The organism is Brevundimonas sp. (assembly GCF_051858995.1).
Taxonomy (GTDB): Bacteria; Pseudomonadota; Alphaproteobacteria; order Caulobacterales; family Caulobacteraceae; genus Brevundimonas.
This window is the reverse complement of record NZ_JBHYGN010000008.1, coordinates 113,235-137,139: the sequence shown is the minus strand read 5'-3', so window position 1 is coordinate 137,139 and position 23,905 is coordinate 113,235. Positions and strand designations below refer to the sequence as shown.

The 23,905-nt window shown below is 68.5% G+C and carries 23 protein-coding genes and 2 riboswitches; of the genes, 9 read left to right on the top strand and 14 right to left on the bottom strand.

What is annotated here, in order from left to right; all coding sequences use genetic code 11:
- Window positions 1-6: 6 nt before the first annotated feature.
- The 5 genes from tdh to ispH all read right to left on the bottom strand — a co-directional run bounded on the left by tdh (window position 7) and on the right by ispH (window position 6,507).
- On the bottom strand, window positions 7-1,059 hold the full coding sequence (tdh, locus tag ACTIEF_RS08225; RefSeq protein WP_439471646.1) for an L-threonine 3-dehydrogenase: 1,053 nt from the start codon (window positions 1,057-1,059) through the stop codon (window positions 7-9).
- Window positions 1,059-2,249: a glycine C-acetyltransferase gene (locus ACTIEF_RS08220; RefSeq protein ID WP_439471645.1), complete on the bottom strand. Its 1,191-nt coding sequence runs from the start codon at window positions 2,247-2,249 to the stop codon at window positions 1,059-1,061. Before ACTIEF_RS08220 ends, tdh begins: the two co-directional genes overlap by 1 nt.
- Window positions 2,250-2,343: 94 nt before the next feature.
- Window positions 2,344-3,261: a DUF4232 domain-containing protein gene (locus ACTIEF_RS08215; protein WP_439471644.1), complete on the bottom strand. Its 918-nt coding sequence runs from the start codon at window positions 3,259-3,261 to the stop codon at window positions 2,344-2,346.
- Between the two features lie 84 nt (window positions 3,262-3,345).
- Window positions 3,346-5,460, bottom strand: a complete 2,115-nt coding sequence (locus tag ACTIEF_RS08210; protein ID WP_439471643.1) for a phosphocholine-specific phospholipase C — start codon at window positions 5,458-5,460, stop codon at window positions 3,346-3,348.
- Between the two features lie 75 nt (window positions 5,461-5,535).
- Window positions 5,536-6,507 (bottom strand): 4-hydroxy-3-methylbut-2-enyl diphosphate reductase, encoded by a 972-nt coding sequence (gene ispH / locus ACTIEF_RS08205; protein ID WP_439471642.1) that lies wholly within the window; start codon window positions 6,505-6,507, stop codon window positions 5,536-5,538.
- A 149-nt stretch (window positions 6,508-6,656) separates the two neighbouring features.
- Here ispH and ACTIEF_RS08200 point away from each other — a divergent pair, with 149 nt between their 5' ends.
- The 7 genes from ACTIEF_RS08200 to gcvPB all read left to right on the top strand — a co-directional run bounded on the left by ACTIEF_RS08200 (window position 6,657) and on the right by gcvPB (window position 14,956).
- Complete coding sequence (locus tag ACTIEF_RS08200) at window positions 6,657-7,346, top strand: Tat pathway signal sequence domain protein (protein WP_439471641.1); 690 nt, start codon at window positions 6,657-6,659, stop codon at window positions 7,344-7,346.
- Window positions 7,347-9,149: an arginine--tRNA ligase gene (gene argS, locus ACTIEF_RS08195; RefSeq protein ID WP_439471640.1), complete on the top strand. Its 1,803-nt coding sequence runs from the start codon at window positions 7,347-7,349 to the stop codon at window positions 9,147-9,149. It begins immediately after the preceding gene.
- Between the two features lie 33 nt (window positions 9,150-9,182).
- On the top strand, window positions 9,183-10,190 hold the full coding sequence (locus ACTIEF_RS08190; protein WP_439471639.1) for an adenosine deaminase: 1,008 nt from the start codon (window positions 9,183-9,185) through the stop codon (window positions 10,188-10,190).
- A gap of 36 nt (window positions 10,191-10,226) precedes the next feature.
- Window positions 10,227-10,323, top strand: a riboswitch (glycine riboswitch).
- Between the two features lie 4 nt (window positions 10,324-10,327).
- Window positions 10,328-10,407: riboswitch (glycine riboswitch) on the top strand.
- A 57-nt stretch (window positions 10,408-10,464) separates the two neighbouring features.
- Window positions 10,465-11,580, top strand: coding sequence for a glycine cleavage system aminomethyltransferase GcvT (gene gcvT / locus ACTIEF_RS08185; RefSeq protein ID WP_439471638.1), 1,116 nt, complete (start codon window positions 10,465-10,467; stop codon window positions 11,578-11,580).
- A gap of 9 nt (window positions 11,581-11,589) precedes the next feature.
- The gene (gene gcvH, locus ACTIEF_RS08180) at window positions 11,590-11,955 is read left to right on the top strand and encodes a glycine cleavage system protein GcvH (protein WP_439471637.1); all 366 of its coding nucleotides are present in this window, start codon (window positions 11,590-11,592) and stop codon (window positions 11,953-11,955) included.
- Window positions 11,956-12,026: 71 nt separating this feature from the next.
- Window positions 12,027-13,373, top strand: a complete 1,347-nt coding sequence (gene gcvPA, locus ACTIEF_RS08175) for an aminomethyl-transferring glycine dehydrogenase subunit GcvPA (protein ID WP_439471636.1) — start codon at window positions 12,027-12,029, stop codon at window positions 13,371-13,373.
- A 14-nt stretch (window positions 13,374-13,387) separates the two neighbouring features.
- On the top strand, window positions 13,388-14,956 hold the full coding sequence (gene gcvPB, locus ACTIEF_RS08170; protein WP_439471635.1) for an aminomethyl-transferring glycine dehydrogenase subunit GcvPB: 1,569 nt from the start codon (window positions 13,388-13,390) through the stop codon (window positions 14,954-14,956).
- 36 nt (window positions 14,957-14,992) lie between these two features.
- Here gcvPB and ACTIEF_RS08165 read toward each other — a convergent pair whose 3' ends face one another.
- The gene (locus ACTIEF_RS08165) at window positions 14,993-15,598 is read right to left on the bottom strand and encodes a TetR/AcrR family transcriptional regulator (RefSeq protein ID WP_439471634.1); all 606 of its coding nucleotides are present in this window, start codon (window positions 15,596-15,598) and stop codon (window positions 14,993-14,995) included.
- A 71-nt stretch (window positions 15,599-15,669) separates the two neighbouring features.
- Here ACTIEF_RS08165 and ACTIEF_RS08160 point away from each other — a divergent pair, with 71 nt between their 5' ends.
- Window positions 15,670-16,593: an SDR family oxidoreductase gene (locus ACTIEF_RS08160; protein ID WP_439471633.1), complete on the top strand. Its 924-nt coding sequence runs from the start codon at window positions 15,670-15,672 to the stop codon at window positions 16,591-16,593.
- A 126-nt stretch (window positions 16,594-16,719) separates the two neighbouring features.
- Window positions 16,720-17,190, top strand: a complete 471-nt coding sequence (locus ACTIEF_RS08155) for a DUF6789 family protein (protein WP_439471632.1) — start codon at window positions 16,720-16,722, stop codon at window positions 17,188-17,190.
- A 60-nt stretch (window positions 17,191-17,250) separates the two neighbouring features.
- On the opposite strand, the gene ACTIEF_RS08150 is transcribed toward ACTIEF_RS08155, so the two are convergent.
- The 8 genes from ACTIEF_RS08150 to dxs all read right to left on the bottom strand — a co-directional run bounded on the left by ACTIEF_RS08150 (window position 17,251) and on the right by dxs (window position 23,799).
- Window positions 17,251-17,769: a F0F1 ATP synthase subunit B gene (locus tag ACTIEF_RS08150; RefSeq protein ID WP_439471631.1), complete on the bottom strand. Its 519-nt coding sequence runs from the start codon at window positions 17,767-17,769 to the stop codon at window positions 17,251-17,253.
- A 1-nt stretch (window position 17,770) separates the two neighbouring features.
- On the bottom strand, window positions 17,771-18,328 hold the full coding sequence (locus ACTIEF_RS08145; RefSeq protein WP_439471630.1) for a F0F1 ATP synthase subunit B family protein: 558 nt from the start codon (window positions 18,326-18,328) through the stop codon (window positions 17,771-17,773).
- Window positions 18,329-18,416: 88 nt separating this feature from the next.
- Window positions 18,417-18,641, bottom strand: coding sequence for a F0F1 ATP synthase subunit C (locus ACTIEF_RS08140; protein ID WP_029416762.1), 225 nt, complete (start codon window positions 18,639-18,641; stop codon window positions 18,417-18,419).
- 53 nt (window positions 18,642-18,694) lie between these two features.
- On the bottom strand, window positions 18,695-19,480 hold the full coding sequence (locus tag ACTIEF_RS08135) for a F0F1 ATP synthase subunit A (RefSeq protein WP_439471629.1): 786 nt from the start codon (window positions 19,478-19,480) through the stop codon (window positions 18,695-18,697).
- Window positions 19,481-19,483: 3 nt separating this feature from the next.
- Window positions 19,484-19,738, bottom strand: a complete 255-nt coding sequence (locus ACTIEF_RS08130; protein WP_439471628.1) for an AtpZ/AtpI family protein — start codon at window positions 19,736-19,738, stop codon at window positions 19,484-19,486.
- Window positions 19,739-20,429: 691 nt separating this feature from the next.
- On the bottom strand, window positions 20,430-21,284 hold the full coding sequence (locus tag ACTIEF_RS08125; RefSeq protein ID WP_439471627.1) for a class I SAM-dependent methyltransferase: 855 nt from the start codon (window positions 21,282-21,284) through the stop codon (window positions 20,430-20,432).
- A gap of 57 nt (window positions 21,285-21,341) precedes the next feature.
- Window positions 21,342-21,809 carry a hypothetical protein gene (locus ACTIEF_RS08120; protein ID WP_439471626.1) on the bottom strand — a complete coding sequence of 156 codons (468 nt, stop codon included), beginning with the start codon at window positions 21,807-21,809 and terminating at the stop codon, window positions 21,342-21,344.
- 79 nt (window positions 21,810-21,888) lie between these two features.
- A complete protein-coding gene (gene dxs, locus ACTIEF_RS08115; protein ID WP_439471625.1) occupies window positions 21,889-23,799 on the bottom strand; it encodes a 1-deoxy-D-xylulose-5-phosphate synthase in 1,911 nt (636 codons plus the stop codon).
- Between the last annotated feature and the right edge of the window lie 106 nt (window positions 23,800-23,905).

The following is a 23,905-nucleotide window of genomic DNA, read 5'->3' as shown; positions in this document are numbered from 1 at the left end:
GCCTCCTCAGGCCGCCTTGTCCCAGTTCAGCACCACCTTGCCGGACTGGCCGGAGCGCATGGCCTCGAAGCCCTCGCGGTAGTTCTCGTAGGACATCTGGTGGGTGATCAGCGGCTGCAAATCCAGGCCGGCCTTCAGCAGGCCCAGCATCTTGCGCCAGGTGGTGAACATCTCACGCCCGTAGACGCCCTTGATGGTCAGGGCCTTGAGGATGATCTGGCCCCAGTCGGTCTCCATCGGCTTGGACGGAATGCCCAGCAGGGCCATGCCGCCGCCCATGATCAGGGTGTCGACGCACTGCTTGAAGGCGATGGGCGAGCCCGACATTTCCAGCGCCACGTCGAAGCCGACCTTCAGACCCAGCTCGTGCATGACGTCGCGCAGGTCTTCCTTGGTGGTGTTCACCGTCCGCACGCCGGGGGCGACCTTCTGGGCCAGCTCGAGGCGGAAGTCGTTGATGTCGGTCAGGACGACGGTGCGGGCGCCGGCGTGGCGGGCGACGGCGGCGGCCATCATGCCGATGGGACCGGCGCCGGTGACCAGCACGTCCTCACCCAGCAGGTCGAACTGCTGTGCGGTGTGCACGGCGTTACCGAACGGATCGAGGATCGAGCCGATCTCATAAGGCACGTCGTCCGGCAGCTCGATCACGTTGAAGGCCGGGGCCACGACGTATTCGGCGAAGGCGCCCTGGCGGTTCACGCCGATGCCGCGGGTGTCCGGGTCCAGATGGAAGTGACCGGCGCGGGCGGCTTCGGAGTTCAGGTCGATGACGTGGCCTTCGGCCGAGACGCGCTGGCCGACCTTCAGGCGGCGATCCACGTCCTTGCCGATGGCGACGATCTCGCCGGCGAACTCGTGGCCGGTGATCATCGGGACCGGCACATTCTTCTGCGACCACTCATCCCAGTTCCAGATGTGGATGTCGGTGCCGCAGACGGCGGTGCGCTTGACCTTGATCAGCACGTCCTCGTCGCCCGGGGTCGGGATCGGCGCGTCGATCAGCTCAAGGCCGACTTCGGGCTTGGTCTTGGCCAGGGCCTTCATCATGTCAGTCATCAGATCACTCCCAGTTCCTTGCCGGCCGTCGTGAACGCCGCGACCGCTTGATCAATCTGTTCGAAGGTGTGCGCCGCCGACATCTGGGTGCGGATGCGGGCCTGGCCGCGCGGCACCACCGGGAAGCTGAAGCCGATGACGTAGATGCCCAGCTCCAACAGGCGGGCGGCCATGTCCTGGGCCAGCTTGGCGTCGCCCAGCATGACCGGAATGATCGGGTGCTCGCCGGGCTGCAGGGTGAAGCCCGCCTCGGTCATGGCCTTGCGATAGCGGGCGGCGTTGGCGAACAGCTGCTCGCGCAGCTTGTCGCCTTCCCCGCCGGCGGCGATGCGGATGGCCTCCAGCGACGAACCGCACACGGCGGGGCTGAGGGCGTTCGAGAACAGGTAGGGCCGCGCGCGCTGCTTCAGCAGGGCGACGACATTGGCCCTGGCGCAGATGAAGCCGCCCATGGCCCCGCCCAGCGCCTTGCCGAACGTGCCGGTGACGAAATCGACCTCGACGCCGTGGTGAGCATAGGAGCCGCGCCCCTGCGGCCCGAGGAAGCCGGTGGCATGGCAATCGTCGACCATGACCAGGGCGCTGTATTTGTCGGCCAACGCCCGGATGTCCTTCAGCTTGGCGATGTAGCCGTCCATCGAGAAGGCGCCGTCGGTAGCGATGATGATCTCTTTGGCGCCGTCGGCCCGGGCCTGCTTCAGCTGGGCCTCCAGATCGTCCATGTCAGAGGTAGCGAAGCGATAGCGCTTGGCCTTGCACAGGCGCACGCCGTCGATGATCGAGGCGTGGTTCAGGCTGTCGGAGATGATGGCGTCGTCGGCGCCGAACAGGGGCTCGAAGATGCCGCCGTTGGCGTCGAAGGCCGCCGCGAACAGGATCGAATCCTCGAAGCCGAGATAGTCGGCGATGGCGCGTTCCAGCGTCTTGTGGATCTCCATCGTGCCGCAGATGAAGCGGACGGAGGCGGTGCCCGCGCCATAGGCCTCGGCTGCGTTGGCGCCCGCGGCCACGACCCGCTCGTCGCCGGCCAGACCCAGATAGTTGTTGGCGCAGAAATTCAGGACATCGCGCCCGCCGACCCGGATGACCGGTCCCTGACGGGAATGGATCACGCGCTCGGGCTTGGTCAGCCCCTGAGCGTCGATGTCGGCGAGTTCCGCGGAGACGCGGTCGTAGAAGGTCGCTGTCATGCGCGCTCCGCTACGCCGAATCCGTGACGGATTGAACCCCCACGACCGAAATCGGTCGGGTTCTCAGGCCCGGCTCAGATTTCGGTCAGCAATATCAGACGGTCGGTTCCGGCGCCGCCGGTGTCGCAGCGGTCAGCGAACGGATCGGGCTGACCCGCACGCGGCCGCTGCAGGGGCTGAAGGCGAGGTCCAGCGACACCGCGGAGGTGTCGCCCGGGGCGGTCACCCGGATGCGGGCCACGTTGGGGCAGGTCGTCTGGCCCTGCGCCTCGTTCGGCACGACGTTCCAGGCCAGTTCGAAGGCGGCCTTGGCCTGCGGGGCCAGGGTGACGGGCGCGGGCGCCTGACCGGCGGCGAAGTAGCTGCCGGGGCTCTGCTCGCTGCGGATGGCGGTCAGGTTGCGGCCCTGACGGTCCTGCAGGACGACGCCAGGGTAGCCGGTCAGGGTGCAGGCGCTGCTGCCGATGTTCTGGACGCCGATGTTCTGGACGCGGTTGCCCGCTCCAGCGTCGCCGCCCTCGGTGGACAGCTTGAGTTGCGGGCCGCGGCAGAGCGCGGCGGCGGGCAGCACGCCGCCGGGCGCGGGCTGGGGCGTCGGGATGGGGCCGGGCGCGACCGGGCCGGACGACGGACGGCTGCAGCGTTCCAGCACGGCGGTGCCGACTTCCTCGTTCGGGCCGAGGCGGCTGAGGGTGGCGCTTTCGACGCCGTCGCGGTTGGCGGTCCACCACTCGATGTCTGAACCAACGTAGCGGGCGCCCGAGGCCGATTGGGTCGTGCGCAGGGCGTAGGCCTGGCCCTTGTAGGACAGCTGGGCGGTCGAAGTGTCGGGATAGGCGACGGTGATCGACTGGCCGCTCTCACAGGCATAGCTGACCGGCGGGGCGGTCGGCGCGGCGGGGGCAGGAGACGCGGGAAGCGGCGCCGGCGGCTGCTCGGATTCCGGCGAACAGGCCGAGACGGCCAGGGCCAGAACGGAAACGGCGGTGGTGCAGGCGGCAGTCAGGCGCATGGAGGGTCCCTTTCCCGGTCGCAGCGTTAACGCCAACGAACGGCAAAGGCTCCGCTTGTGCAAGGACCGGCGCGCGTCGGGCCGTCAGACCTGATCGAGCAGGGCCGGGCCGCCCATGGCCGGATCGCTGATCGAGGGTGCGCCAGTCTCCAGCCGCCCGGCCAGCCGACGGCTGTAGCCCTCCAGCGTCGGACAGCGGATCGAGACGTCGTACCAGCCGCGGGTGACGCCGACCGGCCAGGGGACGGAGGCGGTCTTGCCCGGCGCGATGCGGACCGACCGGGGCGCCGCATCCTGCCCATAGGCGTTTGCGATCAGGTCCAGCCGCAGCACGGCCTCGCCCGGATTGGTCAGGCGCAGGATCAGGTCGCCCTGTTCGGGACGGCCTTCGACAGCCAGCACCGGTTCGATCCGCTCGGCGTCGCCGGTGAAGTGGCGATGGAAGCCGTTTGGCCCCAGCACCCACAGGTCATAGGCGCCCACCTCCCAGACCCCGTCGAGGCTGTCGCCTGCGCCGATGGTGTAGCGCCGGGGCGTCCGGTCCAGTCGCAGCCGGTCATAGACATGGAAGACCGCGCCGACCGCGCCCCGGTTGTCGAAGATCAGCCCTTGCGCGCCGTCGTGACGTGTTTCCCCAACCCCAAGCCGGTAAGGCAGGCCCCGCGACAGGCGCACACCGGGCGTCTGTATGGGCGCCTCCGGCAGGGCGGGCGTGATCGGCGCCGTGCGCCCCGGAAGGGCGACCGCCCGGTCCGCCGTCTCACGGGTCGCGGGCAGAACGTCCGGGAAGGGCGCATTGGGCGTGCGGAAGTCGAAGGCGCTGGTCAGGTCACCGCACACCGCCCGCCGCCACAGCGAGATGTTGGGCTCCATTACCCCGAAGCGGGTCTCAAGGAAGCGGATTACCGAGGTGTGGTCGAACACCTGCGAATTGACCCAGCCGCCCCGGCTCCACGGCGAGATGACGTACATCGGCACGCGCGGGCCGAGACCATAGGGGCGACCGACGAACTCGGTGCGCTCGGCCCGCTCCTCGCTGGGCGTGGTCTCGAGGTGGTATTCGCCGACCGTCGAGACGGTGGAGCCGCCCAGCCCGACCTGCGGCTCGCGCCCCACCATCGACGACGGCGCGGGCGGCGGCATGTGGTCGAAGAAGCCGTCGTTCTCGTCGAAGGTGACGAACAGGGCCGTCCGCGCCCAGACGGCGGGGTCGGCGGTCAGGGCTTCGATCACGCGGGCGGTGTAGTCCGCGCCCTGCGCCGGGCTGGACGGGCTGGGGTGTTCGGAGTCGGCGGCTGGGGCGACGATCCACGACACCTTCGGTAGGGCGCCGGTCAGCACATCCTCGCGCAGACCGTCGAGGTGGCGGGTGCTGAGGCCCAGCGCCGCCAACCGCGGGTCACCGCCCGGCGCGCCCGCGTGGCTATCGCGGAAGGTCTGGAACCCGGCGGTGGGGTTGTCGGTGAAGTTGTCCGCCATGTCCTGATAGATGCGCCAGCTGATCCCGGCCTCCAGCAGCCGCTCCGGATAGGTGGTCCAGCGGTAGCCGTCCGGATGCCCGCCGTCGGCGACCAGGGCGTCGTGCGAGTTGGAGATCGACGGCCCGCCGCGCGTTCCCGACGGATCATTGGTCCCGCTCCACAGGAAGAGCCGGTTCGAGTTGGTGCCGGTCTGGATCGAGCAGTGATAGGCGTCGCAGATCGTGAAGGCGTCGGCGAGGACGTACTGCCAGGGGATATCCTCCTGACGGTAGTAGCCCATCGAATGTTCCTGCTTGGCCACGGGCCAGGCGCTCATCCGGCCTTCGTCCCAGGCGGCCTGGGCGTCAGGCCAGCTGTGGGGCGTGCCCTCCACCCGCATCAGGCGGAAGTCGTCGGCGGTGTTGAGCGCGAACGGTGCGACCAGGGCGGGTCGCCCCTCTCCGTTCGGATTGGCCTGCACCCAGCAGGTCTTGCCCTTGCGCTGATCGGTGTCGGCCACCGGGATCGGGAAACGGTCGCCGAAGCCACGCACGCCGGGGAAAGCACCGAAATAGTGATCGAACGACCGGTTCTCCTGCATCAGGATCACCACGTGATCGACGTCGGCGATGGTCCCCGAGCGGACGTCGGCGTCGATGGTCATGGCCCGCGCGAGGGCGGGAGCCATCAGCGCGCCCGCGCCGGTGGTCAGCAGGAGGCGTCGACGATCCAGATCCATGACCGGCTCCGTCAGACTGTGGGCGGGAAGCCCGCTAACAAGCACAGGCGTGCGAAGCCGGGATGACGGCAGGCATCAGGTGGTCAGGACACGCGGCAGCTTGAAGGTGACGGTCTCGCGCTCACCGTCGTCCTCGACGACATGGGCGTCGAAGCGGTCGCGGACGGCCTGGACCAGTTCCTCAATCAGCCGCTCGGGCGCCGAGGCGCCGGCGGTGATGCCCAGCGTCGAAACGCCGTCCAGCCAGCTCCAGTCGACATGGCTGGCGTCATCCACCAGACGGGCTTCGCGGGCGCCGGCCTTGATCGCCACCTCGACCAGACGGACCGAGTTGGACGAGTTCTTGGACCCGACCACCAGCACCAGATCGCAGCCATCGCCCAGCCGCTTCACAGCCTCCTGACGGTTGGTGGTGGCGTAGCAGATGTCTTCCTTGTGCGGGTCCGGCAGTTCCGGGAACCGACGCTTCAGGGCGGCGAGGATTTCGGCGGTGTCGTCCACCGACAGGGTGGTCTGGGTCGCGTAGGCCAGGGGCGCGTCGCCGGGCCGTTCGAACGCCTCGGCGTCCTCCACCGTCTCGACCAGCGAAATGGCGCCGGACGGGAGCTGGCCCATGGTGCCGACCACCTCGGGGTGGCCGGCGTGGCCGATCAGGATGATGTGGCGACCGGCGACGTGGTGGCGCTCGGCCTCGACGTGGACCTTGGACACCAGCGGGCAGGTGGCGTCGAGGAACAGCATCTCGCGCGAACGGGCCGCGGCGGGCACCGACTTGGGCACCCCATGGGCCGAGAACACCACCGGCCGGTCGTCCGGGCAGTCGTCCAGCTCCTTGACGAAGATCGCGCCCATGGAGCGCAGACGCTCGACCACATGGCGATTGTGCACGATCTCGTGGCGCACATAGACGGGCGCGCCGTATTTCTCGATGGCCCGTTCGACGATCTGGATGGCCCGGTCCACGCCCGCGCAGAAGCCCCGGGGGGTGGCGAGACGCACGGTCAGCGGGGGCTTGTCGGCCGGTCGGATCGGCTGGTGAACGGTCATGCGGCGGAACCTAGTCGCTCGGGCCGTCCGCCGCCACCGTCGTTTCCGCGCGCGGCGGGTTTGCCGCGCCTCGGTTTAGCCGCTATCAGCGGCAAGCGTGCGGACGGCGTCGGGCTGTCGCCGCCTCCTCGTGATCTGGAAGAGCATTGATGCGTCGCGTCCTGAAGGTTTCCCTGGCCTCGGCTCTTGTCGCCGCCACCGTCGCGGCCATCGCGCCCATCGCCATCGCGCAATCGCGTCCTGGCGGGCAGGAGCGCGACCGCGCCGACCGCCCTGAAGCCGGTGACCAGGCCGGCGACCGCGCCCGTCGCGTCCGCATCGCGCCGCTGAGCCGTCGCTCCGCCGCCGGCCCCTGCCCCTATGTGAAGATTCTCTACGACGCCGCCCGCTACGTCGAACTGACCGGCGACCGGGTCGCGGCCGCCAACGTCGGCTACACCGGCGAGATCGAGGGCCTGACCTCGGACTGCGCCTATCAGAACGACGAGCCGATCGAGGTCCAGACCCGCGTCCTGTTCAACCTCGGCCGCGGGCCGCAGGCTGACGGTCAGGCCCGCACCTATCGCTACTGGATCGCCGTCACCGAGCGGAACCGGGCCGTGCTGGACAAGGTCTATTTCGACCTGCCGGTGACGTTCGAGAACGGCGCGACCACCGCCACGGTCACCCAAGACAACACCATCATGATCCCGCGCGCCGCGGCCAGCACCAGCGGCGATAATTTCGAGATCCTGGTCGGCTTCGACGTCACGCCGCAGATGGCCGAGTTCAACCGCTCCGGCAGCCGTTTCCGCGTCAACGCGGGCGCCGCCCCCGCAGCCCAGCCCGCAGCCCAGTAAATGACCGATCTCAAGACGGAACTGGGCGAAGCGGTCGCAGCCGCCTTCGCCGCCGAAGGCGTGGACGCGACCCTTGCGCGGGTCACCCCCTCTGACCGGCCCGATCTGGCCGACTTCCAGTCCAACGGGGCGCTGGCCGCCGCCAAGGCGCTGAAGGCCAATCCGCGCGAACTGGCCGCGAAAGTCGCCGCCCGTCTGGAAGGCGATCCGCGTCTGGCCTCGGTCGAGATCGCCGGACCGGGCTTCATCAACCTGAAGGTCGCCGACGCCGCGCTGGCGAAGCGCGCCCAGGATGTCGCCGCCGACGCCGAACATGCGGGCGCCGCCACCGTGGCCGAGCCGCGCAAGGTGGTGATCGACTACGGCGGCCCGAACGTGGCCAAGCCGATGCACGTCGGACACCTCCGTAGCGCCATCATCGGTGAAAGCCTGAAGCGGCTGTTCCGCTTCCGTGGCGATGAAGTCATCGGCGACGCCCACTTCGGCGACTGGGGCTTCCAGATGGGCCTCCTGATCGTCGCCTGCGGCGACGAGGGGCTGGCGGACGCCTTCATGGTCGAGGGCGACGGTCCCTTCCCGGCGGAAAGCCCCGTCACGCTGGCCGATCTGGACCGGCTGTACCCGCTGGCCGCCGGCAAGGCCAAGGAAGACCCCGACTTCCGCGACCGCGCCCGCAAGGCGACGGCGGAGCTGCAGAACGGCCGTCCCGGCTATCGCGCCCTGTGGCGGCATTTCGTGGCCGTCAGCCGCGAGGCGCTGAAGCGCGAGTACGGCGACCTGTCGGTCGACTTCGACCTGTGGAACGGCGAGAGCGACGCCGATCCCCTGATGCCCGAGATGCTGGAGCATCTGCAGGCGACCGGCCTGCTGGTCCCCGACGACGGCGCGCAGGTGGTGCACGTCGCCCGTCCCGGCGAGACCCGCAAGAAGAAGCTGGCCGACGGCTCGGTGGTCGAGGCCCCGTCGCCCCCGCCCCTGCTGGTGATCAGCTCGGAAGGCTCGGCCATGTACGGCACGACCGACCTGGCGACGATCCTCGACCGCAAGAAGGCCATCGGCCCGGACCTGGCCCTGTACGTCGTCGATGAACGGCAGGCCGAGCATTTCGAACAGGTGTTCCGCGCCGCCTATCTGGCCGGCTACGCCGCCGAGAAGTCGCTGGAGCACCTCGGCTTCGGCACCATGAACGGCCAGGACGGCAAGCCCTTCAAGACCCGCGCGGGCGGCGTGCTGAAGCTGCGCGACCTGATCGATCAGGCGACCGAGAAGGCGCGCGAACGCCTGCACGAAGCCAAGCTCGGCGATGACCTGTCGTCGGAAGAGTTCGAGGCCATCGCGCACAAGGTCGCCATCGCGGCGCTGAAATTCTCAGACCTGTCGAACGCCCGGACCACCAGCTACGTCTTCGACCTCGACCGCTTCATGAGCTTCGAGGGCAAGACCGGCCCCTATCTGCTGTATCAGGCGGTCCGCATCCGCTCCCTGCTGCGCAAGGCGGCGGATCAGGGTCTGGCGCCGGGCGCCATCGTCATCGGCGAACCAGCAGAGCGCGATCTGGCCCTGACGCTGGACGCCTTCTCGCAGGCGACAGTCGAGGCCTACGACAAGCGCATGCCGCACGTCGTGGCCGAGCACGCCTACAGGCTGGCCCAGTCGTTCTCGAAATTCTACGCGGCCTGCCCGGTGCTGATCGCGCCGGACGCCGAGACGAAGGCGTCGCGTCTGGCCCTGTCCAAGGCGGCGCTGGATCAACTGGTGATCGCCCTGACCCTGCTGGGCATCGACACGCCGGAGCGGATGTAGGCTAGACTGGCGGGACTTTCCGGAGACCCGCCTATGTCGCTCGACACCTATATCGCCGGCCTGCCCAAGGCCGAACTGCACCTGCACATCGAGGGCTCGCTGGAGCCCGAGCTGATGTTCGAGCTGGCGCAGCGCAACGGCGTCTCCATTCCGTTCGACAGCGTCGAGGCCGTGCGCGCGGCCTATGACTTTTCGAACCTGCAGGACTTCCTCGACATCTACTACGCCGGCGCCAATGTCCTGCTGACCCGCAAGGATTTCGAGGACCTGGCCTTCGCCTATTTCCAGCGCGCGGCGGCGGACAATGTGCGCCACGCCGAAATCTTCTTCGATCCCCAGACCCACACCGACCGTGGTGTGGAATTCGGCGTGGTGGTCGAGGGGCTGATCGCGGGCATGGACCGGGCGAAGGCCGAACTGGGCGTCACCTCCGGCCTGATCCTGTCTTTCCTGCGCCACCTGACCGAGGATGAGGCCTTCGCCACGCTGGAGATGGCCAAGCCCTATCTGCACCACTTCATCGGGGTCGGGCTGGACTCGTCCGAGGTCGGGCACCCGCCGTCCAAATTCCAGCGCGTCTTCGCCGCCGCCCGCGAGCTGGGTCTCAAGCTGTGCGCCCACGCCGGCGAGGAAGGCCCGCCCGCCTATGTGCATGAGGCGCTGGACCTGCTGCACATCGACCGCATGGACCACGGCAACCGCTCCATGGAGGACGAGAGCCTGATCCAGCGGCTGGCGCAGGAGCAGATGACCCTGACCGTCTGCCCGCTGTCGAACCTGAAGCTCTGCGTGGTTAAGGACCTGAAGGACCACCCCGTCCCCGAAATGCTGCGCCGGGGCCTGCACGTCACCCTGAACTCGGACGATCCGGCCTATTTCGGCGGCTATGTGAACGCCAACTACACGAAACTGGCCGAAGCGGTCGGCCTGAACCGTGAGCAGGTGACGCAGATCGCGATCAACAGCTTCGAGGGCAGCTTCCTGCCGGACGCCGAAAAGGCCGCCCGGATCGCGGAAGTGAAGGCGTACGCGGCCGCGTAGCGCTTGACTTGGCCCCGGAGTCGGGGCCTAGGTCCGCTCGCTCTCGCGGGAGAGATCGGAGCCCCTGAAAGGCCCCGGAGCCGAAGGCGCAACCGCCCCGGAAACGCTCAGGCAAAAGGACCGCGAGGGCGCACGGACGCTGGAAAGTCGCACGAGTTGCGCGCCGACGGAGCAAGGTGGCGAAGGCCGCCGGAATCTCTCAGGCTTCAGGACAGCGGGGGCGCGAGGACGGCGGAGCTTTCCGCTTCAACACGCGACCCCGAGAGTCTGGACCATGACCGATCAAGCCCTGAAGACTACCCCCCTGAACGCCGCGCACCGCGCCCTGGGCGCCCGCATGGTCGGCTTCGGCGGCTATGACATGCCGGTCCAGTACGAAGGCGTGCTGGCCGAGCACCGCTGGACCCGCGAGCACGCCGGCCTGTTCGACGTCTCCCACATGGGCCAGTGCAAGATCACCGGCGAGGACGCCATCGCCCAGTTCGAGCGCTTCGTGCCCGGCGACTATCAGATCCTGAAGGCCGGCAAGCAGAAGTACTCGCTGCTCCTGAACAAGGACGGCGGCATCATCGACGACCTGATGGCGGGCAAGCCCGATCACGACGGCCTGTTCGTCGTCGTCAACGCCGGCAACAAGGACGAGGACTTCGCCTTCTGGGAAGCCAACCTCGAGGGCGACGCCGAACTGACCGTTCTGGACCGCGCCCTGATCGCCATCCAGGGCCCCGAGGCCGCCGAGGTGATGCTGAAGCATGATCCGGTCTTCGGCGACTTCGGCTTCATGGACACCGCCCGCCTGATGATCTTCGGCGTGGACTGCTACGTCTCGCGCTCGGGCTACACCGGCGAGGACGGTTACGAGATCTCGGTCCCAGCCGCAGACGCCGAGCGCATCTGGAACCTGCTGCTGGAAGACGCCCGCGTGAAGCCGATCGGCCTGGGCGCCCGCGACAGCCTGCGTCTGGAAGCCGGCCTGCCCCTGCACGGCCACGACATCGACCCAACCACCAGCCCGGTGGAAGGCGCGCTGACCTTCGCTCTGTCGAAGTCGCGCAAGGAACGCGCGGACTTCAACGGCGCCGAGCGGGTCCTGAAGGAACTGGCTGACGGCCCGAGCCGCGTCCGCGTCGGCCTGAGCGTCAAGGAAGGCGCCCCGGCCCGTGAAGGCGCCGAGATCGCCGACGCCGACGGCAACGTTATCGGCAAGGTCACCTCGGGCGGCCCGTCGCCGACCCTGGGGCGCAACATCGCCATGGGCTACGTGCCCCCGGCCTTCGCCGAGCTGGGTACGGACCTGAAGGTCATCGTGCGCGGCAAGGCCGCCGCCGCCGAAGTCATCGCCACGCCGTTCGTGGCGCAACGCTACTACCGCAAACCCAAGACCGTCTGAGGATCAGCCATGAAGTTCACCAAGGATCACGAGTGGGTCAAAGTCGACGGCGACATCGCCACCGTCGGCATCTCCAAGCACGCTGCGGACGCCCTGGGCGACGTGGTGTTCGTCGAGACCCCGGAAGCCGGCAAGACCGTCTCGGTCGGCGACAGCTTCGCCGTCGTGGAATCGGTCAAGGCCGCCTCGGACGTCTACGCCCCGGTCGCCGGTGAAGTGGTCGAGGGCAACGCTGTCCTCGCCTCGGCTCCGGAAACCGTAAACGCCGATCCGGAAGGCGAAGGCTGGTTCGCCAAGATCAAGATCTCGGACGCCTCGCAGTTGGACGCCCTGATGGATCGCGCCGCCTACGACGCCTACCTCGCCACCCAGTGAATGATGTTTCGGCCCGCTGATTAAGAGTCAGCGGGCCGTCTCGGCCGCCTTCCCCCGGCCAGGAGCCACCGATGCGCTACCTCCCCCTGACGCCCGACGACCGATCCGCCATGCTGGCGGCGATCGGGGCCAAATCCATCGATGACCTGTTCGTCGACGTGCCCGAGGCGGCGCGCCGCGACGGCTTCGTCGATCTGCCGCGCGTCGCGGGCGAACTGGAGGTCGAACGCGCCCTCTCGGCCATGGCGGCCAAGAACGCCACCGCCGGGACCGTGCCCTTCTTCTGCGGCGCCGGCGCCTACAAGCACCACGTCCCGGCCACCGTGGACCACATCATCCAGCGGTCGGAGTTCCTGACCAGCTACACCCCCTATCAGCCGGAAATCGCGCAGGGCACGCTGCAGTACCTGTACGAGTTCCAGACCCAGGTCGCGAACCTGACCGGCATGCCGGTGGCCAACGCCTCGCTGTATGACGGCTCGACGGCCATGGCCGAGGGCGTGCTGATGGCGACCCGCGTGACCCGCCGCAACAAGGCGGTGATCTCGGGCGGCGTTCACCCGCACTACATCCGCGCCACCGAGACCGTGGTCCACGCCGTCGGCGTCGAGACCCTGGCCCTGCCCGCCGCCGTCGACGCCGAAGCCGCCGTGATCGACCAGATCGGTCCGGACACCGCCTGCGTGGTCGTCCAGACCCCGAACGTCTTCGGCACCGCCACGGACGTGACGAAGATCGCCGAGGCCGCCCACGCCGCCGGCGCCCTGCTGATCGTCGTGGTCACCGAGGCCGTGTCGATGGGCCTGCTGAAATCGCCCGGCGAAATGGGCGCCGATATCGTCGCGGCCGAGGGCCAGTCGATCGGCAACGCCCTAAACTTCGGCGGTCCCTATGTCGGCCTGTTCGCCACGCGCGAGAAGCTGATCCGCCAGATGCCCGGCCGCCTGACCGGCGAGACCGTGGACGCCGACGGCGAGCGCGGCTTCGTCCTGACCCTGTCGACCCGCGAGCAGCACATCCGCCGCGATAAGGCCACGTCGAACATCTGCACCAACTCGGGCCTGTGCACCCTGGCCTTCACCATCCACATGAGCCTGCTGGGCGAGACGGGTCTGCGCAAGCTGGCCCTGCTGAACCACGAGAAGGCCGTCGCCACCCGCGACGCCCTGGCCGCCATTCCCGGCGTGGAGATCCTGACCCCGCGCTTCTTCAACGAGTTTGCGATCAAGCTGCCCAAGAACGCCGCCGACGTGGTCGACACCCTAGCCGCGCACCACGTGCTGGCGGGCGTGCCCTACAGCCGACTGGCCCCGGACGCCGGCATGGACGACGTCCTGCTGGTCGCCGCGACCGAGACCACCCTGGACACTGACATCACCCTGCTGGCCAAGGCGCTCGGCAAGGTTCTGGCGGCCTGAGCGGAGACAAGACGATGAGCACCATGAACACCGTCGGCCGTCCGACCGCCCCGAACCAAGTGACCTCGAAGCCCGCCACCCTGACCGGCGGCCGCGGCCTGCTGCAGAACGAAGCCCTGATCTTCGAGGGCGAAGGCTGGGGCAAGACCGGCGTCGACCTGCCGGAGCCCAAGGGTTCGGCTTCGGACCTCGGCGAGTTGGTCCGCAAGGATCCGATCGGCCTGCCCGGTCTGTCGGAGCCGGAAGCGATGCGCCACTATGTGCGCCTGTCGCAGAAGAACCACGCCATCGACCTGGCCATCTATCCGCTGGGCTCGTGCACGATGAAGCACAACCCGCGCCTCAACGAGAAGATGGCCCGCCTTCCGGGCTTCTCGGACATTCACCCGCTGCAGCCGCAGTCGACAGTGCAGGGCGCGCTGGAGCTGATGGACAGCCTGGCCCACTGGCTGAAGACCCTGACCGGCATGCCCGCCGTCGCCCTGTCGCCCAAGGCGGGCGCCCACGGCGAACTGTGTGGCCTGATGGCCATCCGCGCCGCGCACGAGGCCTCGGGCCAGCATGAGAAGCGCCGCAAGGTGCTGGTGCCGACTTCGGCCCACGGCACCAACCCGGCCACCGCCGCCTTCGTCGGCTATTCGGTGGTCGAGGTGGCCCAGACCGATGACGGCCGCGTGGACGTCGCCGATCTGGCCGCCAAGCTGGGTGACGACGTGGCCGCCATCATGGTGACCAACCCCAACACCTGCGGCCTGTTCGAGCGCGACATCCTCGAGATCAGCCGCCTGACGCATGAGGCGGGCGCCTATTTCTACTGCGACGGCGCCAACTTCAACGCCATCGTCGGCCGAGTCCGTCCGGGCGACCTGGGCGTCGACGCCATGCACATCAACCTGCACAAGACCTTCTCGACGCCGCACGGCGGCGGCGGTCCGGGCGCCGGTCCGGTGGTGCTGTCGGAAGCCCTGGCACCCTTCGCCCCGGCCCCGTGGGTGGTGCACGACGCCGACGGCTACCGTCTGGTCGAACGCGAGGAAGACGAGGCCGCCCAGGCCTTCGGCCGCCTGTGCGCCTTCCAGGGCCAGATGGGCATGTATGTCCGCGCCCTCAGCTACATGATGAGCCATGGTTCGGATGGCCTGCGTCAGGTCGCCGAGGATGCCGTCCTGAACGCCAACTACATAAAGGCCCGCCTGTCGGACCTGATGAGCCCGGCCTTCCCGGAGGGCCCGTGCATGCACGAGGCCCTGTTCGACGACGAATGGCTGAAGGGCACGGACATCACCACGCTCGACTTCGCCAAGGCGATGATCGACGAGGGCTTCCACCCGATGACCATGTATTTCCCGCTGGTCGTCCACGGCGCGATGCTGATCGAGCCGACCGAGACCGAGTCCAAGGCCGAACTGGATCGTTTCATCGAGGCGATGCGTCTGCTGGCCGGCGCCGCCAAGGCCGGTGATGTGGACCGCTTCAAGGGCGCACCCTTCCACGCCCCGCTGCGTCGTCTGGACGAGACCCGCGCCGCCCGCTCGCCGGTGCTGCGCTGGACCGCCCCGGAAGGCTCCAACCAGGCGGCCTGAGCCTGCCCCCCTCCCCCGCCTCGCGCGGGGGAGGCTTCAGCCCGCGATACGCCTCAGCGCCGCAAAGGCTTCCCGACCGAACACCTCGGGCGACTGGTCCGGCCGCTTCAGCCATTCGGCGGTCGAAAGCTTCAGAATATTGACCGCCGCGCCCGCCACGATCCGGCAGGACACATCGTCCTCCGGCAGTCCCTTCTTCATCGCCAGCGTCTGGGCCAGCAGCCGCTCGATCCGCTCGTACTTGGCCTGATCCCCGGCCTGCAGCGACGGCGTCGCGCCGATCAGCACCGTGATCGCCCGCACCTGCTCGGTCTGATGCCGCCGCGCCAGATCCAGCAGGGCGTTCTCGACCATGTCCAGCAGCGACTCTTCCGCCGGACGCGCGGCCACGGCGTCGGCGATCATCTGCGGGATCTCGGCCTTGGCCGAGAAGACGATCTCTTCCTTCGATCCGAAATAGTTCAGCAGGGTGCGGCGCGAGACGTCCGCCGCCGCCGCGACCTCGTCCAGGGTCGTGGCCTCGAACCCCTTCTCGACGAACAGGCGGATGCCTTCGGACTGGATCCGGGCATGGGTCTCGGCGCGTTTGCGCTCACGCAGCCCCGGCGTCGGGGAGGAAATGTTATCTTGCACTTCTTGCATATTTGCACCGGATGCAGATATGCAAGCCGGAGCCCTTTGAGGCGACTCTTTTCAGAGACAGGATAACCCTGATGGCGAACTGGACCACAAACGATATTCCCGACCAGACCGGCAGGCTGGCGGTCGTGACCGGGGCCACCGGCGGCCTGGGGCTGGAGACCGCCCTGGCGCTGGCTGGAAAGGGCGCCGAGGTGGTTCTGGTGGGTCGCAATCCGGCCAAGGGCGCCGAGGCCCTTGCCGCCATCCGCAGCGCCTTCCCCGACGCCCTGCTCCGCTTCGAACAGGTCGACTTGGCCCGGCTGGGGGATGTGAACGCCTTCGCCGACCGGATGCTGGCCGAGGGCCGCCCCATCGACATCCTGATCAACAATGCGGGCGTGATGGCCCTAGCCAAGCGGCAGACCACGGCCGACGGGCATGAGATGCAGTTCGGGACCAACTACCTGTCCCATTTCGCCCTGACAGCCCGGCTGCTGCCCCTGCTGACGGCGGCGAAGGCCCGGGTGGTGCAACTGGCCAGCATCGCGCACAAGCCCGGGCGCATCCGGTTGGACGATCTGAACTACGAGCAGGGCTATCGCGCCTGGCCCGTCTATCAGCAGTCCAAGCTGGCCATGCTGATGTTCGCCATCGAGCTGCAGCGGCGCAGCGATTCGAACGGCTGGGGCCTGACCAGCGTTGCGGCTCACCCGGGCTATGCGCACACCGACTTGATCGCCAATGGGCCGGGACAGGGCGCGGGCGCCCTCTATCGCGGCGTCATCAGCGTGTTCGAGCGCCTGTTCGGCCACTCGTCCGCGGACGGCGCCCTGCCGACCCTGATGGCCGCCACGCTCCCGGAGGTCGCCCCCGGCGGCTACTATGGGCCGCAGGGCTGGCAAGACCTGAAGGGCCCGCCGGGCCCGGCGCAGGTCCGTCCGCAGGCGCTGGACGCCGATGTCGCGGCCCGGCTGTGGTCGGCGTCGGAGCAGCTGACCGGCGTCGCCTTCGGCTGATCGCTCCCGCGAACCGGGCGCCGCACCTGCGAAGCACGTCAAAGTGAACGCCGTTCCAGATCAGAGGCGTATGCTCCTCCCTGCGTTATCAGAACCGAAAACAGGCGTTGGGAGGCGCTGCTGGTCATGATGTCACGCGTACAAAAGGGTCTGGTCGCGGGTTTCGCGGCCACTGTCGTGGTCTCGGTGCTTGAGGCCATCAATATGACCGTCGGCCATTGGGCGGTCAGTTTCCCGCAGCTTCTGTCCTTCATGTTCGGCGTCCGGGACATTCCGGCCGTCGGCTGGATCGCCCATATCGCGGCGGGGACGCTAATCCTGGGGCCGCTGTTCGGCATCCTGTGCCCGAAGCTGCCGACGGATACGCCGGAGTCGAAGGGCATCCTGTTCGCCGTGGGCGCCTTCATCCTGATGGGCCTGTTCCTGGCCCCGCTGATGAACGCGGGCATGTTCTTCATGCGCGCCGGGTTCGGCACCCTGGCCTGGATGATCGCCAGCCACGCCGTCTTCGGCATCGTGCTGGGCAACGTCTACGGCCGTCTGGTGCGGCGCGAGAAGAAGCTGGCCCATCCGGTCGGCGTCGCTCCGGCCCATTGATCAGAAAAAGGCCCCGCCGGAGTCCGACGGGGCCTTTGTTCTTTTGCGCTGATCGACCGATCAGTTCAGCCGCGTACCCAGTTGGGCGATGGCGGCGTCGAGGAGCGGGTCGGTCTTCTGGCCGGCCACGCGAGCGGTCAGGATCTGCTCTGCGGCCTTGGCGGCCAAGTCGGCGGCGGCAGCCTTCACCTCTGCGGTGGCCTGGGCCTCAGCCTGTTCGATGCGACGCTCGGCCAGGGCCTGGCGGCGGGCGATCGACTCTTCCAGCTTGACCTTGGCTTCGGCTTCCAGACGACGGGCGTCGTCCTCGGCGGCCTTCAGCATGGCGGCGGCCTGGGCTTCAGCCTCGGCCTTCTCGGCGCGGATCTGGGCCAGCAGGGCCTCGGCCTCGGCGCGCAGGCGGGCGGCCTCGTCCAGTTCGGCCTGGATGGTGTTGGCCTTCAGATCCAGTTGGCTGGCGATCAGCTTGGGAACGCCGGCCCAGACGAGGATGCCGAAGAACAGGATCAGGCCGATGGCGACCCAGAGTTCAGGGTTCGAGAAGCTGTAGAAGTGACCGAAATCGAGGAAGGCGGGCATATCAGGCGGCTCCCTTGACGGCGGCGGCGACCTCGGCGGCCGTGGGGGCCTTGCCGGTCAGGCGCTCGACGATGGCCGAGGCGGTGTCGTTGGCGATCGTGCCGACATTCTGCATGGCGGCGTCACGGGTCTTGGCGATGGCGCTTTCGGCCTCGGCGATACGGGCCGAGACGGCGGCTTCCTCGGTCGCCTTGCGGGCGGCGGCTTCCTCGGCGATGCGGGTCGCGGCGGCCTGGGCGGTGGCGCGCGATTCAGCGCGGGCGCGGGCGACATCGGCCTTGGCGGCTTCAGCCTGCTCGGCGGCCTCGGCCTGCACCTGACGGGCGGTCGCGACGGCGCCGGAAATGGTTTCAGCCCGTTCGTCCATCACGCGGCGGATGCGCGGCGCGAAGACCTTGCTGATCAGCAGGTAGAGGACGAGGAACAGGACCAGCAGGTAGGCGATCTGCCCGAACCAGTGCTGGGTTTCGAACTGCGGCAGGCCGCCTCCGCCGCCGTGGCCTTCGGCCTCGGTCGTCGCGTGAGCGCCGGCGTGGGGGTCAGTCGGGGTGGTGGCCATCGGAAGTCCGTTCGGTCTGGAAAAGGCGACGACGGCGGAACAGGCTGAGCAGCCTGTTCACGCCGTCGTTTTCAGCGTGATCGCTGGATCAGCCCAGCCAGGCCAGGATGCCCAGAACGAAGGCCAGGATGCCCAGGGCTTCGACCAGGGCGGCGCCGACGAACAGGTTGCCGACTTGCGAGGCGGCGGCCGACGGGTTGCGCAGGGCGCCGGCCAGGAATTGGCCGAAGATGTTGCCCACGCCGATGCCGGCGCCGAGCATGCCCAGGGTGGCCAGGCCGATACCGAAGTACTTGAAGGATTCGGCTTCCATGATGAGTGTCCTATTCAGTCAGGGTTGGTTTGGAAGGAAGGCTGGGCGGGCTTTTAGTGGCCGTGGCCCAGGTTGACCACATCGTTGAGATAGATGCTGGCCAGAACGGCGAAGACGAAGGCCTGCAGGAAGGCCACGAGGAACTCGAGCGCGGTCAGGCCGATGACCATGCCCAGCGACAGGGCGGCGACCGGCAGACCCAGCAGGCCCAGACCGCCCGCGGCGGCCAGCGCGCCCATCGAGACGACGAAGCCGGCGAAGATCTTCAGCGCGATGTGGCCGCCCAGCATGTTGCCGAACAGACGAAGCGCGAGGGTGATCGGGCGCAGCAGGAAGGACAGGAACTCGATCAGGCCGACGACCGGGCGAATGGCGAACGGCGCGCTGGTCGGCCAGAACAGGGCGAAGAAGCCCAGGCCGTGCTTGGCGAAACCGATGCCGATGACCAGCAGGATGGTCAGCAGGGCGAAGGTGCCGGTGACCGCCAGCTGCGAGGTGGCGGTGAAGGTCAGGAACATGCCCAGCAGGTTCATGCCGAGGATCAGCATGAACAGGGTGAAGACGAACGGGAAATATTTGCGGCCCTCGTGGCCGATGATCGAGTCGGTCACGCCGTTGACCAGACCGAACAGCTGCTCGCCGGCGGCCTGCATACGGCCCGGAACGACCTTGGCGTTCGAGGTGACCAGCGTCAGGAAGCCGACGACCAGCACGAAGGCGAGGGTCATGGCGATGTGCGAATTCGTGATCGCCAGATCCACCGTCCCGACAAGCGGAAGGGTGACGTCGGGCAGGTCGACGACCTTAACGATCTGGAACTGGTGAATCGGATCGGCCAAGGCCTATCGCTCCTCGTCTTCATCGTCGAACGGGATGGATTTGGGTTCCACCCCGGCCGCCTTCGCCTGCGCCATCAGCCGGTTGGCTGTGCGACGCGCCATGTAAATCGACAAGGCGAAGCCCAGAAGGACTCCGCCGATAATCCCCCAGGGCCTGGTCCCGAAGAGCCAGTCCGCCCCGAACCCCGCCGCCAGACCCAGGAAAACGCCCCCGAACAGGTCGGCGACGATCTTCCAGGCCTGATTGGCCACAGCCATGCCCGCGATCTCCGAAGAGGTCGGCGGAGCATTCCGCGTCTCCAGTTCGGATGCGCTCTTGGTGAGACGAGCGATCGCCTCTTCGCGCGATTCCGGTGGTAGGGACATGGCGGCCTCAGCACTCCTTGATCCGCCTGTGGACGAACGCCGGAGGGGGTCTGAATTCGGCGCGGAACCTATAGGTGAGCCCCCCGCAGGTCAAGGCGGCGTGAGATTGGTTTAGATCATTGAAAATATGCACGTTTGTTTCTCCGCAGGGCGAGCGTGGCGAACGGTCGCTGCGCCGGGGCGGGATTCGGGGAAGCGTGGCTGGTGGAGCGTGGGGTGTTGGGGTGTGGGGCGTCGGGCGTCCCTCTCCTCTGGGGAGAGGGGGCGTGCGGGTTCGTCCCCACCGGTGTGATCCGGCGAGGGTGGGAAGGGCGCGGGACGCCGGGGGCTCGCCCGGTGTTTGAGTTAGTTGTTACCGTTTCGACGAGATCGACGTCCCGCGTGGCCGTTTTCCACACGCTCCTCCGGCTGGTGGCCCTGTACTCATGGCCTTACCGGATCATCCGCCGACGCCATTGCTGACGACCGACGCGGGGCGGACGTAACGATCAGGGTCGTCATCGGCCCGCTCCTCGAGCGCGCGGCGAGCACGCGGGCAGGATCCATCCCTGCCCTCGAGGCCCCCTGCACTCGAGGGGTGTGGCTATCCGTTCCGCGCCGTCACCATCCAGGCGGCGCCGGAGATGACGACGCCACCGGGGGTGAGGCGGGCGCGGTAGGCGGCGCGGACCGCGGCGATGGCGCGGGTGCGGGTGTCGTCGGAGACGGTCTTCAGGACGCGTTCGAGGGGGCCGACCTTGACGGCGTTGGCGACGGCGTCCTCGACCGCCTGGTCCGGGGTCGGGCCGACGCCGAAGAGGACCGGTTCGTCCACGGCGACGATGCGGATTTCGGTGAAGCCCGCCTCGGTCAGGATGCGCTCAACCCGGGCCGGATCGCCGAAGGAGAAGGGGCCGGGCGCCTCGGGATCGGCGGGCGGGGGCGGTGGGACGATGCCGCGGATGGCGGTCATCGGCAGGCGGGTCCAGTCGTTCTCCCCTGCCCCGCGCCAGCAGACGAAGGCCATGCGGCCGTCCGGCTTCAACGCCGTGCGCAGGTTGCGGAAGGCGGCCACGGGTTCATCGAAGAACATGACGCCGAAGCGCGAGACGATCAGGTCGTGGATCGGGTCGAACCGCCCGGCGGCGGCGTCAGCCAGCAGGAATTTGACCGGCAGTTCCTGTTCACCCGCGATCTCGCGCGCCCGACGGATCAGGGCGCCGGAGATGTCGACGCCGGTGACCCGGCCGTCCGGCGCAACGAGGGGCGCGAGATCGAGGGTGGTCACGCCCGCGCCGCAGCCGACATCCAGAACCCGCTCGCCCGGCTGAGCCTGGGCCGCGTCGCGCAGGGCGTCGCCATAGGCGGCGAGCATGCGGTCCAGCCGGACCTGGTTCTCGACCCAGCGGTCGCCGCTGTCGCCGTTCCAGTCGAAGGGGCGCGGGGGTTCAGCGGACATGACCGTCTCCGGGTCGATAAAGGACTGGGTCGGAGATATTGCGAACGGTTCGCAAGTTCAAGGGCGCGCGGGAGGAGGAATGACCACCGCAGGGGCAGGACCGGGCGCGGGCGCCGGAGCCGCCGGGGCCGAGACCGCAGCCTGCGGCTGGTTGCAGCGCAGGCCGGTGTAGAGGCCGTTGAGATAGTACCAGCGCTGTTCGAGGGCCTGTTCGCGCGCCTCGCGGCGTTCGCGGTCGGGCCGGGTCAGGGCGTCGGCCCCGGCGATAGCCAGACCGGCGCCAGGGATCAGCATGGAGGCGCCCGCGCGACCGACATTGACCACCGAGCTGAAAACGCCGCCGCCCTGTTCGCCGCCGAATTCCTGACTGAGCGCGGCGGCCTCGTCGGAAATCTGGACGCAGCTCATGGCCGCGTCGCCGTCGCGGAAGATCTGCAGGGGTTCGGGCGCGGGCCTCTCCGCCGCCTCCTGCGCGAAGGCGGGCCCGGCGGCGAGGGCGAGGACGACTGGCAGGATGAACTTCATGACGGCGCTCCGGATCAACAGCGCCCCCGGTCCGCAGCAGAACGGGGCGAGGGTCGATCCGGTTGCCTGTCAGGGCGTCCTAGGCGCGAACGGCGCGGCTGGCCTCGACGCCCAGCGCCTGAAGCGCGGCGGCGGCGATGTGGTCGGCGTTGAGACCGGCCTGATTGTACTGGGCGACCGGGCTGTCCTGATCCTGGAAGACGTCGGGCAGGTGCAGGGTGCGGATCTTGAGGCCGGCGTCGAGCGCGCCTTTCTCGGCCAGCATCTGGAGCACGAAGCCGCCGAAGCCGCCCATGGCGCCCTCCTCGACCGTGATCAGGCACTCATGCTCACGGGCCAGACGCAGGATCAGCTCCTCGTCCAGCGGCTTGGCGAAGCGGGCGTCGGCGACGGTGGCCGAGACGCCGCGCGCGGCGAGCGCATCGGCGGCCTTGAGCGATTCCTGCAGGCGGGTGCCCAGCGAGAGGATGGCGACGGTCGTGCCCTCGCGGACGACGCGGCCCTTGCCGATCTGCAGCGGAGCGGCCAGTTCCGGGATCTCGACGCCAACGCCGTCGCCGCGCGGATAGCGGAAGGCCGAGGGGCGGTCGTCGATCTCGAGGCTGGTGGCGATCATGGCGGCCAGTTCGGCCTCGTCCGAGGCGGCCATCAGGACCATGCCCGGAAGCGCGCCCATGAAGCCGATGTCGAAGGAACCGGCGTGGGTCGAGCCGTCGGCGCCGACCAGACCGGCGCGGTCCATGGCGAAGCGGACCGGCAGGGACTGGATGGCGACGTCGTGGACGACCTGGTCGTAGCCGCGCTGGAGGAAGGTCGAATAGATGGCGCAGACCGGCTTCATCCCGTCGGCGGCCAGACCGGCGGCGAAGGTGACGGCGTGCTGCTCAGCGATGCCGACGTCATAGGTGCGGTTCGGGAAGGCGGCGCCGAACAGGTCCAGCCCGGTGCCGGACGGCATGGCGGCGGTGATGGCGACGACGGTCGGATCGCGCTCGGCCCGCTTGATCAGCTCGGTCCCGAAGACCTTGGTGTAGCTGGGGGCGTTGGAGACGGCCTTGGACTGCTTGCCCGAGACGACGTCGAACTTGGTCACGGCGTGCAGCTTGTCGTTGCTGCTTTCGGCGGGGGCGTAGCCCTTGCCCTTCTGGGTGACGACGTGGACCAGCACCGGGCGGTCGGTGATGGCCGCCGCGTTCTTCAGGATGGGGACCAGGTTGTCCATGTCGTGCCCGTCGATGGGACCGACGTAGTAGAAGCCCAGCTCCTCGAAGAAGGTGCCGCCGACGACCATTCCGCGGGCGTATTCCTCGGCCTTGCGCGCGGCGTTGCGGAACGGGCGCGGCATGTGCTCGACGAATTTCTTGCCGATATTGCGGACCTGACGATAGGCGCCGCCCGAGACCTGACGGGCCAGATAGGCGCTCATCCCGCCCACCGGCGGGGCGATGGACATGTCGTTGTCGTTCAGGATCACCATCAGCTGGCCGTTGGTGGCCTCGACGGCGTTGTTCATGGCCTCATAGGCCATGCCCGCGGAGATGGAGCCGTCGCCGATGACGGCGACCACGCGGTTGCTCTCGCCCTTCTGGTCGCGGGCGGCGGCGAAGCCGAGGGCGGCGCTGATCGAGGTCGAGGCGTGGGCCGCGCCGAACGGGTCGTATTCGCTCTCGGCGCGTTTGGTGAAGCCCGACAGGCCGCCGCCCTGACGCAGGGTGCGGATGCGGTCGCGACGGCCGGTGATGATCTTGTGCGGATAGCACTGGTGACCGACGTCCCAGATCAGGATGTCCCTGGGCGTCTCGAAGACGTGGTGCAGGGCGACGGTCAGCTCGACCACGCCCAGGCCGGCGCCGAGGTGGCCGCCGGTGACCGAGACAGCGTCGATGGTCTCGGTGCGCACCTCGTCGGCCAGCTGCTTCAGCTGGGCGATGTCGAAGTCCCGCATATCGGCGGGGAACTTCACCTGATCGAGCAGAGGGGTGTCGGGCATTCGGGGAATTCGTACCTGGGCCTTTGATCTTCCAACACGCAGTAGAGCATTTCGCTGCGGTTCAGGTCGATGCGGTCTGAAAAATCCGTGCAGGAACGGTGCATCT